The organism is Amycolatopsis thermoflava N1165, from assembly GCF_000473265.1.
GTDB classification, from domain to species: Bacteria; Actinomycetota; Actinomycetes; order Mycobacteriales; family Pseudonocardiaceae; genus Amycolatopsis_E; species Amycolatopsis_E thermoflava.
Map to the genome: position 1 here is coordinate 2,603,122 of NZ_KI421511.1, position 22,460 is coordinate 2,625,581.

A 22,460-nucleotide genomic window follows, 5' to 3' on the forward strand; every position below is an offset into this window, starting at 1 on the left:
TGGACGGGATCCGCCGTGCGACACGCACACGTGACGATTACCGGTGGATTCTAGGCGATCGCGATCCGGGACCGGCGCGTCACCCGGCCGGACGACGGGCCGCCATCGCGCTGGTGTAGAGGCACACGGCGGCCGCCGTGGCCAGGTTGAGGCTCTCCGCCGCGCCGTAGAGCGGAATCCGCACCGGCAGGTCGACGGCGGCGAGGACCTCGGGCGAGAGCCCGTGCGCCTCGTTGCCGAAGACCCAGGCGGTGGGAGCGGCGGCGTCGACCGATCCCAGCTCGGTCTCGGCGTAGCCGTGGGCGCCGAGCAGGCGCAGCCCGGCCTCGCGGCAGGCGGCGAGCGCCGTGGCGGTGTCGCGCACCCGCGCGAGAGGGAGGTGGAAGAGGCTGCCCGCGGAGGCGCGGACGCACTTGCCGTTGTGCGGGTCGACGCTGTCGCCGGTGAGGATGACCGCGTCGGCGCCCGCCGCGTCGGCGACCCGGATGACGGTGCCCGCGTTGCCGGGGTCGGCCACGCCGTCGAGCACGGCGACCAGCCGGGCGGTGCTGCCGAGCAGCCCGTCGAGGGGCCGGTCGAGCAGTGCGCAGACGGCGACGATCCCTTGCGGCGTCACGGTTTCCGACAGCCCGGCCGCGGCGCGGTCGGTGATCGGCGAGACCCGCACGCCCGCTTCGGCCGCGGAAGCGACCAGCTCCGGGTGAGCCTGCGCGGCGCGGTCGGTGACGAACAGCTCGTGCACCGTGCCGGGATCGCGGGCCAGTGCCGCGCCGACGGCGTTGGCGCCCTCGGCGAGGAACCGGCCGGTCTTGTCCCGCTCGGCGCGGCGCGTCAGGCGCCGCGCAGCAACGACCCGGGGGGTCCGTTCGGTGAACGGAGCCGCCCCGGGCCGGGTCAGATCGGTGTGCTCGCTCAGGCCGACTTCTTCTCGTCGCTCGGCCCGGTCGTCACGTTCTGCTTCGCCAGCTCGGCCAGCGCGGTGAACGCCGCGGGGTCGTTGACGGCGAGGTCGGCGAGGATCTTGCGGTCGACCTCGACACCAGCGGCCTTGAGGCCCTGGATGAAGCGGTTGTAGGTCACGCCGTTCTGGCGGGCGGCCGCGTTGATGCGGGTGATCCACAGCTGGCGGAAGTCACCCTTGCGGGCACGGCGGTCCCGGTAGGCGTAGTTGAGCGAGTGGAGCATCTGCTCCTTCGCCTTGCGGTACAGCCGCGAGCGCTGGCCGCGGTAACCGCTGGCCAGTTCGAGAGTTGCGCGACGCTTCTTCTGGGCGTTGACCGCCCGCTTGACGCGTGCCACGGGTCCGTCCTGTCGATCTCAGGGGGCGCGGTCGGCGCCCCGGGGGGTTTACGGCGGAAAAGGAGAGGCGTCAGCGGCCGAGGAGCCGCTTGACCCGGCCGACGTCGTTCTTGGCGACCTCGCCGGTGCCCTCCAGGCGGCGGGTGACGCGGCTCGACTTCTTCTCCATCAGGTGGCGGCGGCCGGCCTTCTGGCGGCGAAGCTTGCCGCTGCCGGTGACCCGAATCCGCTTCGAGGTCCCGCTGTGCGTCTTCATCTTCGGCATTGAGTGCTCTCTTTCATGGTGCAGCACACCGGAGATCCGGTGTGCTGCGAACTGCGTCGGTCGCGGCGCCCGTCAGGAGTCGACGGGTTCCTTGGCGGCCTTCTGCTTGGGCTTGGCGTTCTTGTGCGGCGCCAGCACCATGATCATGTTGCGGCCGTCCTGCTTCGGGGACGCCTCCACGTAACCGAGCTCGGCCACGTCCTCGGAGAGCTTCTGCAGCAGCCGGAAACCCAGCTCCGGCCTCGACTGCTCACGACCGCGGAACATGATGGTCACCTTGACCTTGTTCCCCGCGGCGAGGAAGCGGGACACGTGCCCCTTCTTCGTCTCGTAGTCGTGCTGGTCGATCTTCGGGCGCAGCTTCTGCTCTTTGATGACGGTGAGCTGCTGGTTACGGCGTGACTCGCGGGCCTTCTGCGCGCTCTCGTACTTGAACTTGCCGAAGTCCATGAGCTTGCAGACCGGCGGGCGCGCCTGCGGGGCGACCTCGACGAGGTCGAGATCCGCTTCCTGGGCGAGCCTGAGCGCATCCTCGATCCGGACGATGCCGACCTGTTCGCCGTTCGGTCCGACGAGCCGGACCTCGGGAACGCGGATGCGTTCGTTGATGCGTGTCTCGGCGCTGATGTGGCCTCCTTGGTCCGAGGTGTGTTGTCTAGCCTGCTCGACCTGGTGCCCACATACCACGGGCCCCGTCCCAGGCCTGCTGGCCAGGATGCGGGGCCCTGCTTTCCGATCACGTCCGACAGCTACGACGAACGTTCCGCCGCCACGGGCAACGCCCGTTGGCGGGACCGGACCCGGCCGCCTCGTGCGGCGACTCGGGTGGGAGCGGGGCTCCACTTGCCGCCCCCGATTCCTCGGGGACTGGTCGCACGTGGAAGGGTACCAGACGTGCTTGACGATGGTTCCAACGCGCCCGACCCGGGCGATATTTCCCCGCCCGTCCGCGACCTGCAGGACATCCCCAGTGTCGAGGTCATCAGCAGGGCCGCGGTGATGCTGCTGTCCGCGGCGGCCGAGCGGCTCGGGCTCGCCGACGAGGACCCGGACACCAGCCCGCACCGCGACCTCGACGAGGCCCGCAGGCTGATCACCGCGCTGGCCGGCCTGGTCACCGCCTCGGCCGAGTACCTCGGCGTGCACGCCGCTCCCCTGCGGGACGGGCTGCAGTCGCTGCAGAAGGCGTTCCGGGAGGCCTCGGCCGTGCCGGACGCGCCGGGCGAGGGTCCGGGCGAGAAGTACACCGGCCCCGTCTACTGACGCGACGGCCCGCAGAACGACAACGTCGGCGGAAACGCCCGGCAGGGACTCCCTGCCGGGCGTTTTCACATCGGCCTCGAAGCGGCCGGGAAATCAGTCCACCACTGCCAGCAGGTCGATCTCCACCAGCAGGCCCTTCGGCAGCCCGACGTACACCGTGGTGCGCGCCGGGTACGGCTCGGGGATGAGCTGGTTGTAGACCTCGTTGAACTCGGCGAAGTGGCCGGTGTCGGTGAGGTACGCGCGCACCATCACGACGTCCTCCCAGCCGGCACCGGCCTCGGTGAGCACCGCCTCCAGGTTGCGGAACACCTGGCGCGTCTGCTCACCCACGGAGTCGCCGACGACCTCACCGGTCTTCGGGTCGAACGCGACCTGCCCGGCCAGCTGGAGGATGTTGCCCTTGCGCACGGCCGGCGAGTAGTTCGCCGCGGCCTTGGGGGCGTTCTCCGTGGTGATCGCGACCTTCGCCATATAGGAGTTCCTTCCTCATCGGGTCCACCCGTTGTGGGTGGACGCGTCCTCCGCGGCGGCCCGCAGGTCCGGCAGCAGCGCCAGCAGGCCGTCGTAGTCCAGCAGCACCTTCGGCACCGACAGGGACACCGCCGCGAGCACCGCCCCGCCCGGGCCGCGCACCGGCGCGGCCACGCAGTGGATGAAGTCCTCGTGCTCGGCGTTGTCCACCGCGTACCCGCGCTCCGCGACCCGCGCGAGCTCGGCCAGGTACTCCTCGGCCGTGGTGATCGTGTTCGCGGTCAGCCGCGGGTAGTCCAGGCCGCGCGCGACCTTCTCCCGCTGGGCCTCCGGCAGGGCGGCCACCAGGACCTTGCCGACCGCCGTGCAGTGCAGTGGCGCGCGCTTGCCCACGCGCGAGTACATCCGCACACTGTGCCTGCCCTCGTACTTGTCCACGTAGACGACCTCGCCGTCCTCGTAGGTGGCCAGGTGCACGGTGTGCCCGGTGCGGTCGTTGAGCGCGGCCAGCGCGGGCGCGGACTCGCGCCGCACGTCCCGGCCCTCCAGCGCGCGGTTCGCCAGGTCGAACAGGGCGCTGCCGAGCCGGTAGTGCCGCGCGCCCTCGCGCTGCACGAAGTGCTGCGCTTCCAGAGTGCGCAGCAGCCGCAGCACCGTCGACTTGTGCACGCCGAGCGCGTCGGCGAGCTCGTCCAGGGTGCTCGCGCCGCCGGCGAGCGCGGTCAGCAGGCTCAGCCCGCGATCAAGACTCTGGCTCACGTTCGCTCCATTGACCTGCCACGAACCGGATGCTACACCTATCGCATTCATTTTGCGCAACGTGCGTTGCACAACACGCAACGGAGTTCGAATGGCTTCCTCCGACTGCACCCTCGACCCGGCCGCGCTGGCGGCGATCGCGGGCGAACGGCTCGACTGGCGGTTCAAATCCCTCCCCGCCGACCTCTGGGGGCTCACCCTCGCCGAGGCCGCCGCGCGCCGGCCCGGCCTGTTCAGCGGCGGTTTCGTCGGGCCGGTGGTGGCGCTGGAGGCGGACGCGCTGGAGCACAACCTGCGGACCATGGCGAAGTGGTGCGCCCAGGCCGGCGTCCGGCTCGCGCCGCACGGCAAGACCACGATGGCGCCGCAGCTGTTCGCGCGGCAGGCGGAGCACGGCGCGTGGGGCATCACCGCGGCGAACGCGAGCCAGCTGCGGATCTACCGCGCCTTCGGCGTGTCCCGGGTCCTGCTGGCCAACCAGCTCGTCGACCCCGCCGCGCTGCGCTGGCTCGGCGCGGAACTGGACGCGCACCCGGAGTTCGAGTTCAGCTGCTGGGTCGACTCGGTCGCGTCGGTCGAGCTGATGACCGGAGCGCTGCGCGGGACGCGCCGCCAGGTCGACGTGCTGGTCGAACTGGGCGGCGACGGCGGGCGCACCGGCGCGCGCGACCTGGACACCGCGCTGGCGATCGCCGAAGCCGCCCACGCGAGCCCGGCCCTGCGGCTGGCAGGCACCGGCGGCTACGAAGGCGCACTGGCCCACGACCCGGGCCCGGAGTCGCGACGAACGGTCGACACCTACCTCGGGCGCCTGCGCGAGCTCACCCTCGCGATCGGCCGGCGCGGCCTGTTCGCCGGGCTGGACCAGGTGATCGTCACGGCTGGCGGCAGCGCCTACTTCGACCAGGTCGCCGCCGCGCTCACCGGGGACTGGGACGGCCTGCCGGTGGTGCCGGTCCTGCGCAGCGGCGCCTACCTGACCCACGACGACGGCTTCTACCGCGGCATCTCCCCGCTCGGCGAGCAGCCGCGCATCGACGGGACCCCGCGGTTGCGCTCCGCGCTGCGCGCCTGGGCCCAGGTCACCTCGCGTCCGACCGACGACCTCGCCCTGCTGACGCTGGGCAAGCGGGACGCCTCCTTCGACGAGGGCCTGCCCGAGCCGCAGTGGCACCGGCGTCCCGGCGAACCCACGGCGAAGCTGGCCGGCCACACCGTCACCGCGCTCAACGACCAGCACGCCTTCGTCGCGCTGCCACCGGATTCGCCGCTGCGGGTGGGCGACTGGGTCGGGCTCGGCCTGTCCCACCCGTGCACCGTGTTCGACAAGTGGCCGCTGCTGCCGGTGGTCGAGGGCGACACCGTCGTCGACTTCGTCCGCACCTACTTCTAGGAGTCCACAATGGACCTCGTTCTGCGTGGCGCGCGGATCGCCGACGGCACCGGCGCTCCTCTGTTCACGGCCGACGTCGGCGTCGAGAGCGGCCGGATCGCGGACATCGGCCCAGGCCTGACGGGCACGCGGGTGATCGACGCGGACGGGCTGGTGCTCGCGCCCGGTTTCGTCGACATGCACTCGCACTCCGACCTGCAGCTGCTCGCCGCGCCGGATCACCTGGCGAAGGTGTCCCAGGGCGTGACCACCGAGGTGCTCGGCCAGGACGGGCTGTCCTACGCCCCGGTCGACGACGCCACGCTGGCCGCGCTGCGCGAGCAGCTCGCCGGCTGGAACGACGACCCGCCCGGGTTCGACTGGAACTGGCGCTCGGTCGGCGAGTACCTGGACCGGCTCGACCGGGGCGTCGCCGTCAACGCGGCCTACCTGGTCCCGCAGGGCACCGTCCGGATGCTCGCCGTCGGGTTCGACGACCGGCCTGCCACGGAGTCCGAACTGGACCGGATGCGCGAGCTGGTCGCGACGGGCCTGGACGAGGGCGCGGTCGGCATGTCCTCGGGCCTGACCTACACCCCGGGCATGTACGCCAGTGACGACGAACTGGTCGCGCTGTGCGAGGTGGTGGGGGCGCGCGGCGGCTACTACAGCCCGCACCACCGCAGCTACGGCGCGGGCGCGCTGGAGGCGTTCGCGGAGATGGTCGAGGTGTCCCGCCGCGCGAAGTGCCCACTGCACCTCGCGCACGCGACGATGAACTTCTCCGTCAACAAGGGCCGGGCGCCGGATCTGCTGCGGCTGCTGGACGCCGCGCTCGACGACGGCGCCGACATCACCCTCGACACCTACCCGTACCTGCCCGGCGCGACCTACCTGTCCGCGCTGCTGCCGAGCTGGGCGGCCGAGGGCGGGATCGACGCGACACTCGCGCGGCTCGCCGATCCGGAGACGCGGGAGCGGATCCGCGCCGAGATCGAGGAAACCGGTTCCGACGGCGCGCACGGCGTGCCGATCGACTGGGAGTGCATCGAGATCAACGGCGTGCGCAAGGCCGAGAACGCCCACCTGGTCGGGCTTTCGGTGGCCGAGTCCGCCCGCCGCGCCGGGGTGCCCGCCGCGCGGCTGTACTTCGACGTGCTGGTCTCCGAGCGGCTCGGCACGTCGTGCCTGATGCACGTCGGGCACGAGGAGAACGTGCAGGCGATCATGCGGCACCGCACCCACACCGGGGGCAGCGACGGCCTGCTGGTCGGCGACCGCCCGCACCCGCGGGCCTGGGGCACCTTCCCCCGGTACCTCGCGCGGTACGTGCGGGAACTGGGCGTGCTCGACCTCGCCGACTGCGTCGCGCACCTGACCGGGCGGGCCGCGCGCCGGTTGCGGCTGACCGACCGCGGGCTCGTGAAGCCGGGGTACGCCGCCGACCTGGTGCTGTTCGACCCGGACACCGTGGCCGACACGGCAACCTTCGACAACCCGCGGCAGCAGGCCGCGGGCATCCCCTACGTCTTCGTCAACGGCGTCGCGGCCATCGACGACGGCAGGCCCACCGGCGCGCTCGCCGGCCGTTCACTCAGGAGGTCCGCTTGATCGACTGGCTGCAGCACTCCACCGGCGGGCTGCTCACGCTCGCGGCGGTGTCGATCGCCGTCCTGCTGGTCATGATCATCCGGTTCAAGACCGAACCGTTCATCGCCCTGATCATCGTCGGGCTGCTCACCGCGCTGGCGGCCGGGCTGCCGGTCGGCACGATCGTCGGCACCGCGCAGAAAACGTCGGACTCGTTGCTGGAAAAGGGTTTCGGCGGGATCCTCGGGCACATCGCCGCGATCATCGGGCTGGGCACGCTGCTCGGCGCGATCCTGGAGAAGTCCGGCGGTGCGCGGGTGCTGACCGGCGCGCTGCTGCGGGCCTTCGGCGAGAAGCGCGCGCCGCTGGCGATGGGCCTGGCCGGCCTGATCTTCGGTGTCCCGGTGTTCTTCGACATCGGCATCTTCGTGCTGGCGCCGCTGGTGTACGTCGCCGCGCGGCAGGGCGGCCGGTCGCTGCTGCTGTACTGCCTGCCGCTGCTGGCCGGGCTGTCCATGACGCACGCGTTCATCCCGCCGCACCCTGGCCCGGTGGCCGCGGCCGGGCTGCTGCACGTCGACCTCGGCTGGATCATCCTGATGGGCGCGGTGTGCGGTCTGCCCGCGTGGTTCCTCGCCGGCGTGGTGTTCCCGTCGTGGATCGGCAAGCGGATGAACATCGAGGTGCCCGCCGAGATGATCGTCGACGACGACGGCGAGGACGGATCCGGGCCGTCGCTGGGACTGGTGTCGGCCATCATCGCGGTGCCGCTGGTGCTGATCCTGGCCGGCACGTTCGGCAGCATCTGGCTGCCGAAGAACTCCGCGGCCGCGGGGGTGGCGGCGTTCGTCGGCACGCCGGCGGTGGCGCTCACGATCGCCGTGCTGCTCGCGTCCTGGCTGCTGGGCACACGCCGCGGGATGACCGGCAAGGAGCTGTCGGCCGCGGCGCTGCGCCCGGTGGCGATGCTGCTGCTGGTGGTGGGCGCGGGCGCGTTCTTCGGCGCGGTGCTGTCGGCGACCGGGATCGGCAAGGCGGTGGCCGACTCGCTGCAGGCCGGTGGCCTGCCGGTGATCGCGGCCGCCTATGTGATCAGCTGCGGGCTGCGGCTCGCGCAGGGTTCGGCGACGGTCGCGATCGTGACCACCGGCGGCATCATCGCGCCGAGCCTGGCCGATGCCGGGTACTCGCAGGCGCAGCTGGCACTGATCGTGGTCGCGATCGCCGCCGGGTCGATCATCGCCTCGCACGTCAACGACGGCGGGTTCTGGATCGTGTCGCGGTACTTCGGGCTGACCGTCGGGGAAACGCTCAAGACCTGGACCGTCCTGGAAACCATCCTGTCCGTGTCGGGGTTCGCGATGGCCGCGATCCTGATGGCGATCGTGTAGGCCTGCGGGCTGGACCCGGCGGTCGTGCCGGGCACGTGGGACCCGGTGCGTGGCGAGGTCCGGCTCGGGGACGCGGTGCCGGTGGGCGTGCGGGACCAGGACTACCCCGGGGAGATCGCGGTGTCCCCGGGCGGCCGGTTCGTGTACGTGTCGGTGCGCGGCGCGAACACGATCGCGGCGCTGCGCACCGGTCGCGCGCTGACGCCGGTACAGGCGGCGCCGGCGGGTGGGAACTGGCCGCGCCACTTCACCTTCGACGCGTCCGCGCGCCGGCTGTACGTGTCGAACCAGCGTTCCGGCACGGTTACCTGGCTGCCGCGGGATCCGGCGACCGGACGGCTCGGCGCGGCACAGGGCGAACTTGCGGTGCCCGAGGTCGCCACCGTGCTGTTCCGCTGAGGGAGTTACGCAGTGGTAATGGTCTAGACCCTTGTGGCGAGGTGAACGTCCGCTTTAGGCTCTGTTGCCAATAGCGAAACGCACATTGCGTGACACGCAACGGAGGCTGCGTTGAGAATCCGTCGTACCCTCGCCGCGCTCGCGGTCGTGGCCACCGCCGCGGCCTGCGCGCCGGCCCAGACCGGGCCGGCCGGGCCCGGTGGTGACGAGAAGACCGGAACCCTGCGGGTCTGGCTGTTCGACGAGGCCAACCGCGCACCCAAGGAAGCGGTCGTGAAGGACGCGGTCGCGGAGTTCGAAGCCGCGCACGCCGGCGTCAAGGTGGACGTCCAGTGGATCCCGGTGGAAGGCCGCGCGGACCGGTTCTCCGGCGCCTTCAACGATCCCGCGAGCGCCCCGGACGTCGCCGAGTTCGGCAACACCGACGTCGCTAGCTACGCGCAGACGGGCGCGCTGGCCGACCTCACCGAGGACATCCGCGCCTGGCCGGAGGGCGCCGGGCTGCAGGCGAGCGTCCTGGACACCGCGAAGGCGGACGGCAAGACCTACGGCATCCCCTGGTACACCGGCATCCGGGCGCTCTACTACCGCACCGACGTGTTCGCCGAGCTGGGCCTGCGCCCGCCGGCGACGCTGGCCGAGCTCACCGAGACCGCCCGCGCGATCCGCGCCGCGCGGCCCGAGCTGTACGGCATCTCGGTCGGCGGCAAGTACGCCTACGCGCTGCTGCCGTTCGTGTGGGCACACGGCGGCGAGGTCGCCCGGAACACCGGCGGCGCCTGGCGCGGCGACCTCACCTCGCCCGCCACCGCGGCCGGGGTCAGCGCCTACGCGAGCCTGATCAGCCCCGGCATCTGCCCGCCGGAGCAGTGCGCGAACTCCACCGGCACCCAGAGCGTGCAGGCGTTCGCCGGGGGCAAGGCCGCGATGACGATCGGCGGCGACTTCAACCGCAAGGCCGTGGAAGCCGGCGCGGTGCGGGGCAAGTACGCGGTCGTGCCGCTGCCCGGCACCCAGCCCGGGTCGGTCGCGCCCGCGTTCGCCGGCGGCAACCTGCTCGGCGTGTTCCGCGCGACCACCCACCGCAGCCTGGCCACCGAGTTCGCCGAACTGCTCGCCGGGGCGAAGTACCAGGCGCGGATGTACGAGGCGATGGGCAACCTGCCGACGCTGACCGCGGTGCAGAACCAGGTGGCGGCGAGCGACCCGTTCCTGGAGCCGTTCGTGGCGACGCTCAAGGCGGGCACGAAGTTCGTGCCGTCCAGCCCGGCCTGGTCGCGCATCGACGCGCAGGGCGTGCTGCCGACCGCGGTGCAGCAGATCGCGACCGGGGAGAAGAGCCCGGACGCCGCGCTCGCGGCCGCGAACGAGGCGATGAACCAGGCCTTCGGCGGCTGACGTGGCGACACCGAACCTGCTGGCGCCCGAGGCGCCGGCCGCGCCACCCGCACCGTCCCCGCGCCGCCGCAGGCGCGGGGACGGCCCCGCCGCCGGCCGCTACCTCGCCCCCGCCGCGATCCTGCTGCTGGTGGTGCTGGCCTACCCGATCTACCAGCTCGTCGTCATCTCGTTCTACGACTACGGCCAGGCCGAGGCGGCGGGAAACGCGCCGCTGCGGTTCCTCGGGCTGGCCAACTACGCGGAACTGCTCGGCAGCGCCACGTTCTGGACCGTGCTCGCCAAGACCGTCGTGTTCGCGGCGGTGTGCGTGGTGGGCAGCCTGGTGGCGGGCACCGGGCTCGCGGTGCTGGCGAGCAAGGTCCGCGCGGTGCCCCGCACACTGCTGTTCCTGGCCGCGCTCGGCGCGTGGGCCACCCCCGCGGTGGCCGGGTCCTACATCTGGCTGTTCCTCTTCGACGCCGATTTCGGCCTGGTCAACGAGGCGCTGGCGTCGCTCGGGTTCGGCGGCATGGCCGGGCACTCCTGGACCTTCGGCACCACCAGCGCGTTCGGCCTGGTGGCGCTGGAGGTGATCTGGTGCTCGTTCCCGTTCGTCCTGGTGACCATGTACGCCGGGATCCGCGCGGTGCCCGCCGAGGTCGTCGAGGCGGCCACTTTGGACGGTGCGGGCGCGTGGCGGACGACGACCTCGGTGCTGCTGCCGATGGTGCGGCCGATGCTGCTGATCGCGACTGTGCAGTCGATCATCTGGGACTTCAAGGTGTTCACGCAGATCTACGTGATGACCAGCGGCGGTGGCGTCGCGGGACGGAACCTGGTGCTCAACGTCTACGCCTACCAGCAGGCCTTCGCCGGTTCGCGCTACGGCCTCGGCGCGGCGATCGGGGTGGTGATGACCGTGCTGCTGCTGTCCGTCACCGGGCTGTACGTCCGGTCCCAGCGTGCGGGGCTGGCATGACGACGCTGGTGCGGAAGCCGGGCCGCACGTTCGCCGAGATCGTCACCGTGCTCGCCGCCGCCGTGGTCGCGTTCCCGCTGTACTGGATGGTGCTGACCGCGCTGAAACCACCGGGCGAGGTGCAGTCGGCCGCGCCGTGGACGTTCGCGCCGTCGCTGGACTCCTTCCAGCGGGTGCTGACGGTGTCCGGGTTCGGCCGGTACTTCCTCAACAGCCTGGTGGTCGCGCTCGTCGTGGTGCTGCTGTCGCTGCTGTTCGCCTTCCTGGCCGCGGTGGCGCTGACCCGGTTCAGATTCCGCGGCCGCACGGTGCTGCTCGTGATGCTCCTGGTCGCGCAGATGGTGCCGGTGGAGGCGCTGACGATCCCGCTGTTCTTCCTGATGCGCTCGGTCGGGCAGGTGGCGCCTGCGTTCGGGCTCAACGAGCTGGGCTCGCTGGTGCTGGTGCACCTGGCGTTCAGCCTGCCGTTCGCGATCTGGATGCTGCGTGGCTTCGTCGCCGCGGTGCCCGCCGAACTCGAAGAGGCGGCGAAGGTGGACGGGGCGAGCCGGCTCCGGTTCGTGTGGCAGATCCTGTTCCCCCTCGTGGCGCCCGGCCTCGTGGCGACGAGCGTGCTGTCGTTCATCCACGCGTGGAACGACTTCCTGTTCGCCAAGACGTTCATCATCTCCCGCTCGGAGAACCAGACGCTGCCGCAGGCGATCCTGGTGTTCTTCAAACCGGAGGAGAACGACTGGGGCGCGATCATGGCGTCCTCGACGCTGATGACCGTGCCGGTGCTGGTGTTCTTCGTGCTCGTGCAGCGCAGGCTGGTCAGCGGTATGGCCGGGGCGGTGAAGGGGTGATCCCGCTGACCGCGCTGCTCCCCCGGCCGGTGTCGGTCACCCCCGCGCCCGGAACGTGCCAGTGGCCGGCGCCGGTCGAGGTGCGGGCGGCGGACCTGCCCGCGGAGGGCTACCGGCTCACGATCCAGCCGGACGGGGTGCTGATCGAGGCGCCGGACGCGGCGGGCGAGTTCTACGCGCGGCAGACGCTCCGGCAGCTGATCGGGCCGGACGCGTTCCGCGCCGTGCCGCTGCGCGGGACGGCCGAGCTGGCGTGCGGGACGGTGCTGGACCACCCGCGGTTCGCCTGGCGCGGCTGCCTGCTCGACGTGGCGCGGCACTTCCGCACCAAGGCCGAGGTGCTGCGGTTCGCCGACCTGCTCGCCGCGCACAAGCTGAACGTGCTGCACCTGCACCTCACCGACGACCAGGGCTGGCGCGTGGAGATCCCGGCGTTCCCGCGGCTGACCGAGGTGGGGTCGTGGCGGCGGGAGTCGATGGTCGGCCGCCACGACGGCCCGGAGCGCGACGGGCGGCCGCACGGCGGGTTCTACACCGGCGACGACCTGCGGGAGATCGTCGCGTACGCGGCGGCGCGGGCGATCACGGTGGTGCCCGAGATCGACGTGCCCGGCCACTCCCGCGCGGCGATCGCCGCGTACCCGGAGCTGGGCGGCGGGCGCGAGCTCGACGTGTGGACATCGTGGGGCGTCAGCACCGACCTGCTGGACCCGTCGGAGTCCACAGTGGAGTTCTTCCGCACGGTGTTCGACGAGGTGCTGGACATCTTCCCGTCCGAGGTGATCGGCGTCGGCGGCGACGAGGCGCCGGGCGCCACACCCGAGCACGGCAAGTTCACCGCGCGGATGATCGAGCACCTGCACGCGCGCGGGCGGCGGGCGCACGCCTGGGACGAGGTGCTGGACACCGGGACCGCCCTGCCCGCCGGCACCGTGATCGGCGCGTGGCGCGACGAAACCCAGGTGGCGCGGGCGATCGAGGCGGGCTGTCAGGTCGTCGCGTGCCCGGAGCAGGCGGTGTACCTCGACCACCGGCAGGCCGACGGCGACGACGAGCCCGTCCCCGTCGGGTTCGTGCGGACCCTGGCCGACGTCCACCGCTGGGAGCCGCCGCCCGGGGTGCTCGGGGCGCAGGCGCAGGTGTGGACCGAGCACCTGGACTCGGTGCGGCGCGTCGACTACGCGACGTTCCCGCGGCTGTGCGCCTTCGCCGAGGTCGTGTGGAGCCCGCCCGACCGCGACCACGCGGAGTTCCACACGCGACTGGCCGAACACCACCTGCCGCGGCTGGACGCCCTCGGCGTGGAGTACCGGCCCCTCGACGGGCCGCGCCCGTGGCAGCGGCGGCCGGGCGTGCCGGGCCGGCCGCGGTGACGGCCGGGCCGGCGCCCGGGGTCACTGCTGCGGCGTGAAACCCTGCTGGAACTGGCCCTGCGCCTGCTGACCCTGCGCCTGCGGCTGCTGCTGGTACTGCTGCTGAGCGGCCTGCTGCGCGTTCGGGTCCGTGCCGTCGGGCACCACGTACACCGCCGTGCCGTAGGCGGCGATCTCGCTCGCGGTCTGGGCGATCTCGTTGCAGTCGAAGCGCATGCTCAGCACCGCGTTCGCCCCGAAGGCCATCGCCTCCTGGCAGAGCCGCCCCAGCGCCTCGTACCGCGAATCAGACAGCAGCTTCGACAGGCCCTTCAGCTCGCCGCCCGCCATCGCCTTGAAGCCGGCGCCGAGGTTGGAGAACATGTTCCGGCTGCGCACCGTCAGCCCGAACACCTCGCCGTACACGCGCACGACCCGGTAGCCGGGCAAATCATTCATAGTGGACAGCAGGATCGGGAACCGGGGCTGCTGCTGGTAAGGCTGGCTCATGCCGCGGATCGTAGCGTCCTTCACTTGACAGCCCGGTACCAAACCTCCGGCCGTCCGACCTGTCCGTATCGCGGCTCTCGTCGCGCGAGTCCGTTGTCCGCCAGGTATTCCAGGTACCGCCGCGCGGTCACCCTGGACACCCCGGTCGCGCTGGCGGCCGCGCCCGCGGACAGCCCGTCCGGTTCGTCCCGCAGCGCCGAGACCACCGCGTCCAGGGTCTGCCCGCTCATCCCCTTGGGCAGGGCCGTCGCCACCGGTGAGCGCAGCGCCGCGAACGCCCGGTCCACCTCGGACTGTCCGACCTCGCCGGTTTCACCGAAACTTTCCCGGAACTTCGCGTACCGGTCCAGCTTGTCCCGCAGCGACGCGAAGGTGAACGGCTTGATGAGGTACTGCACGATCCCCACCGACACCGCGGCCTTCACCACCGCCAGGTCCCGCGCCGAGGTCACCGCGATGACGTCCACCAGGTTGCCCGCGGCCCGCAACGCCCGGCACACCGCGAGGCCGTGCGTGTCGGGCAGGTAGAAGTCGAGCAGCACCAGGTCGGCGGTGTCGCGCTCGAAGAACCGCAGCGCCTCCGCGCCGGAGTGGACGACCGCGGCGACGGTGAACCCGGCGACCCGCTCCACGTAGGTGCGGTGCGCCTCGGCGGCCACCGGGTCGTCCTCGACCACGAGCACCCGGATCACCGCGGCACCTCCTGCCGCACCGGCAGCCGCACGGTGAACACCGCGCCCTCGCGGGAGGCCACGTCCACCCGTCCGCCGTTGCGCCGAACCACCTGCCCGACCAGCGCCAGGCCCAGCCCGTGACCGTCCGGTTTGGTCGTCCAGCCGCGCTCGAACACGCGCCGCCGCGCCTCGTCCGGCACGCCCCGGCCGTTGTCGGCGACCCGCAACAGCAGCTCCTCCCCCTCGATCTTCGCGGTCACCGTGACCCGCGGCCGCTCCGGCCGCTCCCCCGCGGCCTCGATGGCCGCGTCGATCGCGTTGTCGATCAGGTTGCCCAGCACGGTGATCAGGTCGCGCGGCTCGATGCCGGTGTCGGTGTCCTCGATGGCGGTGTCCTCGGTCAGCACCAGTTCGGCGCCGCGCTCGCTGGCCTCGGCGGTCTTGCCGAGCAGCAACGCGGCCAGCACCGGTTCGGACACCGCGCCGACCACCTGGTCGGTGAGCCGCTGCGCGATCTCCAGCTCCGCCGTGGCGAACTCGATCGCCTCCTGCGTGCGGCCCATCTCCACCAGGGACACCACCGTGTGCAGGCGGTTGGCCGCCTCGTGCGCCTGCGACCGCAGTGACTCGGCGAGCCCGCGCGCGGTGGTCAGCTCGCCGGTGAGCAGCTGCAGGTCGGTGTGGTCGCGCAGGGTGACGACGGTGCCGTGGTCCTTCGCGCGGGCGCGGGACCGCACCGGTGCGGTGCTCACCACCAGGACCCGCACGTCGGTCAGGTGGATCTCGTCGCGCCGGGGCTCCTGGCCGCGCAGCGCCCCGACCAGGCTCGGCGGCAGCCCCAGCTCGGTGACCGGCCTGCCGGTCGGGTCGGCGCCGAGCCCGAGCAGGTCGCGGGCGGCGTCGTTGCACAGCACCACCCGCTCGTCCGCGCCGACCAGCACGAGCCCCTCGCGCACCGCGTGCAGGGTCGCCTCGTAGTAGGCGAAGATGCTGCTCAGCTCGGCCGGGGCGAGACCGCGGGTCTGCCGCCGCAGCCTGCTGCTGACCAGGTAGCTGCCCGCGACACCCACCACCAGGGCGGCGCCGGCCACCGCGGCGAGCGTCCAGATCCGCTGCGCCAGCGCGGCCGAGATGGCGTCGACCTTGATGCCCGCCGACACCAGCGCGACCACGCGCCGCTCCGGGTCGAACACCGGCACGACCGCGCGCATCGACGGGCCGAGCGTGCCGGTGTAGGTCTCGGTGTAGACGCGGCCCTGCCGGGCGACGTCGATCGTGCCGAGGAACCGCTGCCCGATCAGCTCCGGGTTCGGATGGGTGTAGCGGATGCCGCCGGGATCCATGATCGTGATGAAGTCGACCCCGGTGTCGCGCCGCACCTGCTCGGCGAAGGGTTGCAGTTCGGTGCTCGGTGCGGGCAGTCTCAAGGCGGAGAGCACCGTCGGCGAGTCGGCGAGGGTGCTCGCGATGGCGACCACCTTGTCCTGCGCGCGGGCGTCCACCGCGCGGGCGGCGTCGAAGTAGGCCAGCAGCGCCCCCACCGCGACCAGCACGGCCACTCCCGCCACCTGCAGCAGGAGCAGCTGCCGGGCGAGGCTCCAGCGCCTGCTCGTGATCCGCACCCCGCCATCCCAGCACACCGGCCGGGCCGCCCGCCGGGGGACGCCGGTCGCGCCGCGAACTCTATGAACACAAGCCTTCCTCGCGAAACGCTGACCTGCACAGACGCCGGACACACCCCGCTTGACCAGGCAAAACTCTAGTCATCGACGGTCGACGTTAGTCACCGCTAGTCAGACTCATCTGTACCCATTTTGTACCCGACGCCCACCAAGGAGACTCCCACCATGAGCGACATCAGAGACAGGCTGATCGCAGCGATCGACGAGACCGAACACATCGCCAACGCCGCAGCCGAGAAGGCGCGAGAGGATTACGGTGACAGTCGGACAGGACTTCATTGGATCGGCATCGGCGGCACGTTGGAGGCGGTGGACGACCCCGCCGGGCGTGCCAGCGCCGAGTTCGACAAGGTCGGCTACCACGTCGCCCACCACGACCCGGCATCCGTCCTCCGCCGCTGCGCAGCAGACCGGAAGCTTTTGGAGCTGCACGAGCCACAGGGGTCTCGGAAGTACTGCGGTGAATGTGGCGGTACCGACTATCCAGTCTCATGGCCATGTCCAACGCTCCAGTACCTCGCCGAGGGCTACGGCATCTCCGCTGCTCCGAGCGAGTGACTACCCCAACCGTCCACCCGTAACGAACGTCTGACCTGGAGCGACCACAAGCCGAACCAGCCTGGAGGAACCCATGACCAGCGAACCTGCCACCAAGAAACGAAGCCCCTGGCCCGTCGTGCTCGGCTGCGTCATCGCCGGCGCGGGGATCACGATCGGGGTGTTCGCCGCTGCCACCCCCAGCGAACCCACACCCACCGTGCAGCTGTTCGCGATGCAGGGGTCGATCCAGCTGGTGAACGGCTACCCCGTGACCGTGCAAGACACGGGGTGGACTTGCCACGGCACGGGTGGGTTCAGCGACATCGTCGCCGGCGCGGCCGTCACGGTCACCGACGCCAAGGGCAACACGTTGGGGATCGGGTCCCTCGCCGAGGGGCAGAAGGTGTACTCGGGCAGCTCGGTGGCGGCGTGCACGATGCCGTTCACCGTCCCTGGTCTGCCGACGGGGCGAGGCCAGTACACGGTGACGATCTCGCATCGGGGTACGCAGGTTGTGGACGAGGTCCAGGCTCGTCAGGTGCAGGGTGTGCAGTTGACGTTGTCACCGCAGGGCTAGGCGACGAAGGTGCCTCGGTGTGGGGTGATGACGAGGATGCCTTCTTCGGTGAGTTCGCGGATGGCGCGGAGGATGGTGCCGCGGGCTACGCCGTAGATGTCGGCGAGTTCGTGAGCTGCGGGGAGCTGCAGCCCGGACGGTAGGGTGCCGTCGCGGACTTCTTTGCGCAGGTCATCGGCTACTTGCGCCCAGATGTAGCCGGATGCTTCGTGGTTGATCCGGCCCGACCTGTCTTCCCACATGAAGATCAACATATCGGGTGATAGACCGCCTTATCGGAGTCGATACCGCCATGGCGGTGTACAGCGGTCCATGGCGGTCCATATACTGCCGCGCGTGTCTCGCTATGTCACGGATGACAGGGGGCGGCCGACATGGGTCGCTCTCGGCGAGCAGGAGCACGCGCTCATCGAGTTCCCGTTCCGCCGCGTCCGGAATGGGCCCACCACGGCCACCGCCTGCAATTTGGTGGGCACTCCTTCCCGGCGTGACCGGCGAGGCTCTGTGCCGCGCTGCTCCATATGCGTGTACCTGGTGAGTAACACCTTTGATGGGCCGGGAGGCGTGTGATGATCACAGACCCCCAATACCCCACGACTGTCGAAGAGCGGTACCTCAAGAACGTGTACGAGACCGACAGTTGCGTGACCGACATGACCACCGGTGAGGTGTTCGAACGTGAGAGGCAGGACGATGCTGACGCCGACGAGCGGGGAAAGTGACTTCGGCTGGCTCGTGTCCTGGCCTGTCCGCGCCGTGGACGTGTACGGAAACCGCACCGAAGTCGTGGTAGGGCTGATCGAACGCCACGACCAGGTGGAAGTGGGCATCCGTGTTGGCGAGTTCGGGATGACCGCCGCTCTCCCCACCGCGGGGTGGCGAGGGAAGGACCACGCGGTGGAGTTGTCCACGAAGCTGCGGGACGCGATCGCGCAGAGAATGAGATCCGACCACCCCGGGCGATCCTGGGGTGGATGAGGGAGGATGCCGACCATGCTAAAACGGATCATGAAATGGCTGGGCTACGACCACGCCTGCCTGCCCTCGAAGGGCGGTTCTGACCACTTCTGTCGGATCTGCGGGTCCCCATGCCACTGCTAGCCGCGATCCTGGCCGCCGCCTTGTTGTGCGTGCCAGCCCTGATTTTCGACCCGGACCTGTCCAGCCGGCTCGGCCAAGTCGCCCTGGGTTGCGGGATCTACTGCGCGATCTTCGGTCCCATGGTGGGGTGGATCGCGTGGCGGGAAGGTATCTGGAAGTAGCTCGCGCGCACCGGCGACTCCCGTTTGTCTGGTGAGCGCGTCAAGGAGCCCCCGTTCACCATGTCCCGGACGGGGGCTCCGGCATGTGCCCAGCCAGGTGAGCTTCTGTAGACTTCTCTACAGGCGACCTGTAGAGTTCTCTACATGACGGACCAGTCAATCGTCCTCAGTGAACTCAACCGCAGCATGGGCGCACTCGCAGCCTCCTTCACCGAGATCGCGAAGACGTTCCGTGAACGTGCACCATTCACCGCAGCACGCATCTCCGAGACCCTCCAGGGCCTCGGCATTGTGAACCAGGGAATCAAGCCGCTCCTCCGCTACGCCGTCTACGCCGCAGCCGACAACGGCATGCCTGAGACCGAGATCGCACGGCTGGCCGCGATCGACCGTATGACCGTCCGGAAATGGCTCGGCAAGCAGCTCAAGCGCGGGGACCTCGTCGTCGCGGAGCCCTACTACGACGACCCCGAGGGCTCCGACCTCCACACAGGCCTAGTGACCGGCAAGTTCGTTCCACGCGACGACCACCCTGGCGCGAAGCCACCTGTCGACGCCGCGTGGGTGGACGACGGCAGCGTGCAGGGCCCGGTGATGGTCAAACGCGAGACGGTGAAACCGGCCAAGGCATGAGAAAGGGCCCCTCAGCACTTCATCCCGAGAGGGGAGTCCTCGGGGAGTGCTGGGGGGCTGACGGTCGCCCGCCTGACAGGGGTAGCGGGCGACCAGCTCAGTTGAGGTGCCGGCCTGGCTCGACCTCGCCGACCGTGAGCCGCGGCAACGCCGACGCGGTGCCGGGGTCGCCGACCTTCTTCGACACGAGTCCCTTGACGGTGTCGAGCACGCCGGCCACGACACCAGTCAGGAGCCACGCCTTCCAGTCGGAAGGGATCGCCCCAGTCCAGTCCGCGAAGAGCGCGGCAAAGAACCCCGCCCCGAACGTGGCGGCGGCCCGCTCCAGCAGGTCCTTCAGATAGGTGGTCATGCGTTCCCTCCAGCGAGCTTCTCGCCGAGCTTGGTGAGCACGGCGTCGGAGATGGCGGCGGCCTGTTCGCCGTTGTCGTCGTCGAGAGCGTCCGCCAACACCTGCTGCAGGACGGGCAGCAGGTCGGCGACGAGACCGGTGCGGAGCGCTGCGGCGATCTCCTCCGCGGTGACCCCGTTCTGCTTCGCCACGAGGTCCGCGATCGCGTTGACCTTCTCCCCCGTCTTTACCGCGTGCAGGTCGAGCCAGCGGACGTAGTCGGTCACGGACAGCTTCGCGCCCGGGGTGACCAGGGACGGCCAGCCCGGCACGTTCCACGGGTCGCCGGCGGGGTTGCCGGTGAGCTGGTTGCAGATGGTGCGAAGGATCTGCCGGTCAGTGTCGTCGAACATGTCGTCCTCCTGGTTCCCTGCCATCAGGTGGTTGTTGGTGTAGGCCCAGTTCACGTCCACATCGGCCAAGCCGCCGATGTCTTGGGTGGAGCTGTACTGGTGGATGTCGTAGCGGCCGGTGTACTGCGCTGAGCCGGCGGCTTCTGGCTTCGCCCCGTATCGGGCGATCCAGATGACCAGACCGGGGATGCCCCACTGGTCCGGGCGAAGGGTCTTCGCGAACGAGGCGGACATGTACACGCCTGGTTTCACTCCCTGCGCGGCGACGCGCTTGCAGAACCGGATCGCGAAGTCCTTCGCCGCGGCGTTGGCCTCGAACGGGTCCTCTAGGTCCAGCATCGGGACGAGATCCATCGCGTCCAGCCGGCGCGCTTCCCGCACCAGCACGTCAGCCTGCGCCTCCGGGCTTGGGGAGAACTGCGCGTAGTGGTAGGCCCCGACCTTGCGGCCGATCCCCTTCAACCCGTTGACCATGGTGGACGGGTAGTAGGTGACCCCGTCGACCTTCTTCGTGTAGGCCGATCCACCGTCGGACACCTTCACCCAGCCGTACTCCACCCGGCTCCCACCGAGATTCGCGGCAGCGAGCGCGCCCCAGTTGATGGCTCGCTGGTAGTAGCAATGGAGGTCAACGCCGAGGCTCATCGATCATCCCTGTCCTTCAGGCCCGCAGGGGCCCAACGATGGGCAACTCACCGTGGTGGTCGCGGTCACTGTCTCGGTCTGCGTTTGGGTTTCGGTCACGGTCTGCGGCGGCGGAACCACCGTCGTGGTGGAGGTGTCCGTTTTGGTCACTGTCGGCCCCGGGGTGACCGAGACGACCGTGAGACCAGGCAACGGCACCACAGTCGGCAGAGGCAAAGGCACCTGGTTGGTTTCCGTCACCACCGTCACTGGCCCCGGCACCAGCAGGGTGTTGGTGACAGGTGGCTGGGTCAGGGTGACTGGCGAGGGGTCCGACACCGCCTCCGCTTGGGCGCAGTTAAGCCCCTTCCTCTGCGCGTCGGACGCGTCCAGGCGGCACGCTGTCGCCACCTGTCCCCCCAAGTCCGTCGCTGTCTGCTCCACCCCCCACGTCCGCCACACCGCGAACAGGGCGATCAGGATCGCGACGATCGCGAGCACGATGGCGATGCGGCGGCGACCCTTCACGGTTTCCGGCATTACCGACCCCCGTCCGGAGTTGGTGCGCGAGCTCCTCCGCGGCGCGGCGAGTTTGTGTCTCGGTGTCGAGCGCGTTCTGAAGCTGCGCGATGTCCTCCCGCAGCCTGGCGATGTCGTCGCGCAACTCGAGGATCTCCTCGTCGTGCGCCTCGTTGATCCTTTTCATCTCCGCGGCGTGCGCCTCGTTGATGCGCTTCATCTCCGCCGCGTGGGCTTCGCTGATGCGTGTCATCTCCGCGGCATGACGCCTCGCAGAGTCGTTGATTTCCGTTGTGTGGCGCCGGTCGGTAACGATCAGCAGCCGCACCAGGTAGATGATGATCGCGCCGAGTGCCCCGTAGGGTCCTGCGGTCGGCAGCCACTCCACCCAGCCCCCTCTCCACAGAGTCCGTCAGGGCCCCAGCCAGTAGATCTGGATGCGCGTCGAGGTGAAGTCTTTTGTCAGGGACAGGCCACCGCCGGACGTTTGGTGCACGTACAGCGCGACCTCCTCGTTCGCGGTGAACCGTTCGGTGGCGGTGATGTTCTGGATCGTCTTCGCCCCGGACACGTTGGGGGCGATGCTCGAGAACCCCAACCGGTTCCCGGAGGAGGATCCGTCCGCGGTGCGGGCCACCCACGCGGCCCGCAACCCGACGGTGGACACGTTCCACTCCACGGACGCGACAAACAGCCACTGGCCGGCGCGGCGCAACGTGAAAGCGTTGAGGCCGTTGGTGCCGGTGCGATCCACCGCGCTGGACGGGAACAGTTCGAGGTCCCAGTCCACGCGAGTGGGGGCGTTGTCCGGGATGGACTGGAACGCCAAGTCCACCGAGTAGGAGCAGGACCCGTCCACGAAGGTTTGGAGGGCCTGCACGTTCCCCGCGGCGATCCCCGACGCCGCGGCCGCAACTTGGACCTTGCCGAGTTGGATTTCCCACATCGACGTGTTCTGCGTCAACGTCGGGTAGGTGGGTGAGGCGGCGGGGGTGCCGGTCTTAACGTCGACCTCGATGCGGTTGTTGATGAAGTCGTTCCGCGCCACCACCAGGTCCCGGCGTGCGAGGGTGGCGTGGGCCGCGGCGATCGGCAGAATCTTCGTCGATGTGATCTGGCCCCACGCGCCTTGGATCCAGCACTCCCCCGTGGGGACCTTCACCTGCATCCCCGAAGAGTCGCCAAACACGGCCATTTCGGAGCCGTAGTTGCGGATAACCCCGTCCCCGCGCCAGTGTTTGGCGAAGCGTCGCCATCCGTCTTCGGTGACGTTCGCGCCGGCACCGGTGTCGTAGGGCATGTAGAGGTCGAGCGCTGTCGCCACCTG

27 protein-coding genes are annotated in these 22,460 nt (G+C 70.5%); 13 read left to right on the forward strand and 14 right to left on the reverse strand.

The features are described 5' to 3' along the window. Positions 1-79: 79 nt before the first annotated feature. The 4 genes from AMYTH_RS0112845 to infC form a co-directional block, all read right to left on the reverse strand. Positions 80-898, reverse strand: a complete 819-nt coding sequence (locus AMYTH_RS0112845) for a TrmH family RNA methyltransferase (protein ID WP_084022827.1) — start codon at positions 896-898, stop codon at positions 80-82. Positions 899-912: 14 nt separating this feature from the next. Beyond that, positions 913-1,299, reverse strand: coding sequence for a 50S ribosomal protein L20 (gene rplT / locus AMYTH_RS0112850; RefSeq protein ID WP_017981981.1), 387 nt, complete (start codon positions 1,297-1,299; stop codon positions 913-915). A gap of 70 nt (positions 1,300-1,369) precedes the next feature. Further along, positions 1,370-1,564: a 50S ribosomal protein L35 gene (gene rpmI / locus AMYTH_RS0112855; protein WP_020420415.1), complete on the reverse strand. Its 195-nt coding sequence runs from the start codon at positions 1,562-1,564 to the stop codon at positions 1,370-1,372. Positions 1,565-1,636: 72 nt separating this feature from the next. Next, on the reverse strand, positions 1,637-2,251 hold the full coding sequence (gene infC / locus AMYTH_RS0112860; RefSeq protein ID WP_017981979.1) for a translation initiation factor IF-3: 615 nt from the start codon (positions 2,249-2,251) through the stop codon (positions 1,637-1,639). Positions 2,252-2,458: 207 nt separating this feature from the next. Here infC and AMYTH_RS0112865 point away from each other — a divergent pair, with 207 nt between their 5' ends. Further along, entirely contained in the window at positions 2,459-2,827 is a 369-nt protein-coding gene (locus AMYTH_RS0112865) for a DUF1844 domain-containing protein (protein WP_027930669.1), read from the forward strand. A gap of 93 nt (positions 2,828-2,920) precedes the next feature. On the opposite strand, the gene AMYTH_RS0112870 is transcribed toward AMYTH_RS0112865, so the two are convergent. Next, complete coding sequence (locus tag AMYTH_RS0112870; RefSeq protein ID WP_017981977.1) at positions 2,921-3,301, reverse strand: RidA family protein; 381 nt, start codon at positions 3,299-3,301, stop codon at positions 2,921-2,923. A 15-nt stretch (positions 3,302-3,316) separates the two neighbouring features. Beyond that, entirely contained in the window at positions 3,317-4,060 is a 744-nt protein-coding gene (locus AMYTH_RS0112875) for an IclR family transcriptional regulator (RefSeq protein ID WP_027930670.1), read from the reverse strand. A gap of 91 nt (positions 4,061-4,151) precedes the next feature. On the opposite strand from AMYTH_RS0112875, the gene AMYTH_RS0112880 reads away from it, so the two are divergent. The 8 genes from AMYTH_RS0112880 to AMYTH_RS0112915 all read left to right on the forward strand — a co-directional run bounded on the left by AMYTH_RS0112880 (position 4,152) and on the right by AMYTH_RS0112915 (position 13,389). Next, positions 4,152-5,453, forward strand: coding sequence for an amino acid deaminase (locus AMYTH_RS0112880; protein WP_027930671.1), 1,302 nt, complete (start codon positions 4,152-4,154; stop codon positions 5,451-5,453). A gap of 9 nt (positions 5,454-5,462) precedes the next feature. Beyond that, complete coding sequence (locus AMYTH_RS0112885) at positions 5,463-7,043, forward strand: N-acyl-D-amino-acid deacylase family protein (protein ID WP_027930672.1); 1,581 nt, start codon at positions 5,463-5,465, stop codon at positions 7,041-7,043. Further along, on the forward strand, positions 7,040-8,413 hold the full coding sequence (locus tag AMYTH_RS0112890; RefSeq protein ID WP_027930673.1) for a GntP family permease: 1,374 nt from the start codon (positions 7,040-7,042) through the stop codon (positions 8,411-8,413). Before AMYTH_RS0112885 ends, AMYTH_RS0112890 begins: the two co-directional genes overlap by 4 nt. A gap of 24 nt (positions 8,414-8,437) precedes the next feature. Further along, complete coding sequence (locus AMYTH_RS0112895; RefSeq protein WP_027930674.1) at positions 8,438-8,812, forward strand: lactonase family protein; 375 nt, start codon at positions 8,438-8,440, stop codon at positions 8,810-8,812. A gap of 111 nt (positions 8,813-8,923) precedes the next feature. Further along, entirely contained in the window at positions 8,924-10,210 is a 1,287-nt protein-coding gene (locus AMYTH_RS0112900; protein WP_027930675.1) for an extracellular solute-binding protein, read from the forward strand. Between the two features lies 1 nt (position 10,211). Then, a complete protein-coding gene (locus AMYTH_RS0112905; RefSeq protein WP_027930676.1) occupies positions 10,212-11,171 on the forward strand; it encodes a carbohydrate ABC transporter permease in 960 nt (319 codons plus the stop codon). Continuing rightward, on the forward strand, positions 11,168-12,016 hold the full coding sequence (locus AMYTH_RS0112910) for a carbohydrate ABC transporter permease (protein ID WP_027930677.1): 849 nt from the start codon (positions 11,168-11,170) through the stop codon (positions 12,014-12,016). The genes AMYTH_RS0112905 and AMYTH_RS0112910 overlap by 4 nt, the downstream gene beginning before the upstream one ends. After that, complete coding sequence (locus tag AMYTH_RS0112915; RefSeq protein WP_027930678.1) at positions 12,013-13,389, forward strand: beta-N-acetylhexosaminidase; 1,377 nt, start codon at positions 12,013-12,015, stop codon at positions 13,387-13,389. Before AMYTH_RS0112910 ends, AMYTH_RS0112915 begins: the two co-directional genes overlap by 4 nt. Positions 13,390-13,410: 21 nt before the next feature. Here AMYTH_RS0112915 and AMYTH_RS0112920 read toward each other — a convergent pair whose 3' ends face one another. Genes AMYTH_RS0112920 through AMYTH_RS0112930 form a run of 3 tightly spaced genes read right to left on the reverse strand, consistent with a single transcriptional unit; the run spans position 13,411 to position 16,174 of the window. Next, positions 13,411-13,878, reverse strand: coding sequence for a YbjQ family protein (locus tag AMYTH_RS0112920; protein ID WP_037322518.1), 468 nt, complete (start codon positions 13,876-13,878; stop codon positions 13,411-13,413). A 20-nt stretch (positions 13,879-13,898) separates the two neighbouring features. Further along, positions 13,899-14,570, reverse strand: a complete 672-nt coding sequence (locus tag AMYTH_RS0112925; RefSeq protein WP_027930680.1) for a response regulator — start codon at positions 14,568-14,570, stop codon at positions 13,899-13,901. Continuing rightward, on the reverse strand, positions 14,567-16,174 hold the full coding sequence (locus AMYTH_RS0112930) for an ATP-binding protein (protein ID WP_027930681.1): 1,608 nt from the start codon (positions 16,172-16,174) through the stop codon (positions 14,567-14,569). The genes AMYTH_RS0112925 and AMYTH_RS0112930 overlap by 4 nt, the downstream gene beginning before the upstream one ends. A 225-nt stretch (positions 16,175-16,399) precedes the next feature. Between AMYTH_RS0112930 and AMYTH_RS0112935 the strand changes: the two genes are divergently transcribed. Next, on the forward strand, positions 16,400-16,792 hold the full coding sequence (locus AMYTH_RS0112935) for a DUF6221 family protein (RefSeq protein WP_027930682.1): 393 nt from the start codon (positions 16,400-16,402) through the stop codon (positions 16,790-16,792). 73 nt (positions 16,793-16,865) lie between these two features. Next, complete coding sequence (locus tag AMYTH_RS0112940) at positions 16,866-17,351, forward strand: hypothetical protein (RefSeq protein WP_157360583.1); 486 nt, start codon at positions 16,866-16,868, stop codon at positions 17,349-17,351. Here the strand turns inward: AMYTH_RS0112940 and AMYTH_RS0112945 are convergent. Next, the gene (locus AMYTH_RS0112945) at positions 17,348-17,593 is read right to left on the reverse strand and encodes a winged helix-turn-helix domain-containing protein (RefSeq protein WP_037323682.1); all 246 of its coding nucleotides are present in this window, start codon (positions 17,591-17,593) and stop codon (positions 17,348-17,350) included. The genes AMYTH_RS0112940 and AMYTH_RS0112945 overlap by 4 nt on opposite strands. A 327-nt stretch (positions 17,594-17,920) precedes the next feature. Between AMYTH_RS0112945 and AMYTH_RS48800 the strand changes: the two genes are divergently transcribed. Both AMYTH_RS48800 and AMYTH_RS0112965 read left to right on the forward strand, forming a co-directional pair. Further along, entirely contained in the window at positions 17,921-18,073 is a 153-nt protein-coding gene (locus tag AMYTH_RS48800; protein WP_157360584.1) for a hypothetical protein, read from the forward strand. A 684-nt stretch (positions 18,074-18,757) separates the two neighbouring features. Next, a complete protein-coding gene (locus tag AMYTH_RS0112965) occupies positions 18,758-19,246 on the forward strand; it encodes a hypothetical protein (RefSeq protein WP_157360585.1) in 489 nt (162 codons plus the stop codon). A 97-nt stretch (positions 19,247-19,343) separates the two neighbouring features. Here AMYTH_RS0112965 and AMYTH_RS0112970 read toward each other — a convergent pair whose 3' ends face one another. From AMYTH_RS0112970 to AMYTH_RS0112990, 4 genes are all read right to left on the reverse strand, one after another. Beyond that, positions 19,344-19,598 carry a hypothetical protein gene (locus AMYTH_RS0112970; RefSeq protein WP_027930687.1) on the reverse strand — a complete coding sequence of 85 codons (255 nt, stop codon included), beginning with the start codon at positions 19,596-19,598 and terminating at the stop codon, positions 19,344-19,346. After that, the gene (locus tag AMYTH_RS47015) at positions 19,595-20,635 is read right to left on the reverse strand and encodes a glycoside hydrolase family 25 protein (protein WP_084022576.1); all 1,041 of its coding nucleotides are present in this window, start codon (positions 20,633-20,635) and stop codon (positions 19,595-19,597) included. Before AMYTH_RS47015 ends, AMYTH_RS0112970 begins: the two co-directional genes overlap by 4 nt. Positions 20,636-20,972: 337 nt before the next feature. Further along, positions 20,973-21,521, reverse strand: coding sequence for a hypothetical protein (locus AMYTH_RS48805; protein ID WP_157360586.1), 549 nt, complete (start codon positions 21,519-21,521; stop codon positions 20,973-20,975). Between the two features lie 24 nt (positions 21,522-21,545). After that, entirely contained in the window at positions 21,546-22,457 is a 912-nt protein-coding gene (locus AMYTH_RS0112990) for a hypothetical protein (RefSeq protein ID WP_027930689.1), read from the reverse strand. Positions 22,458-22,460 lie beyond the last annotated feature (3 nt).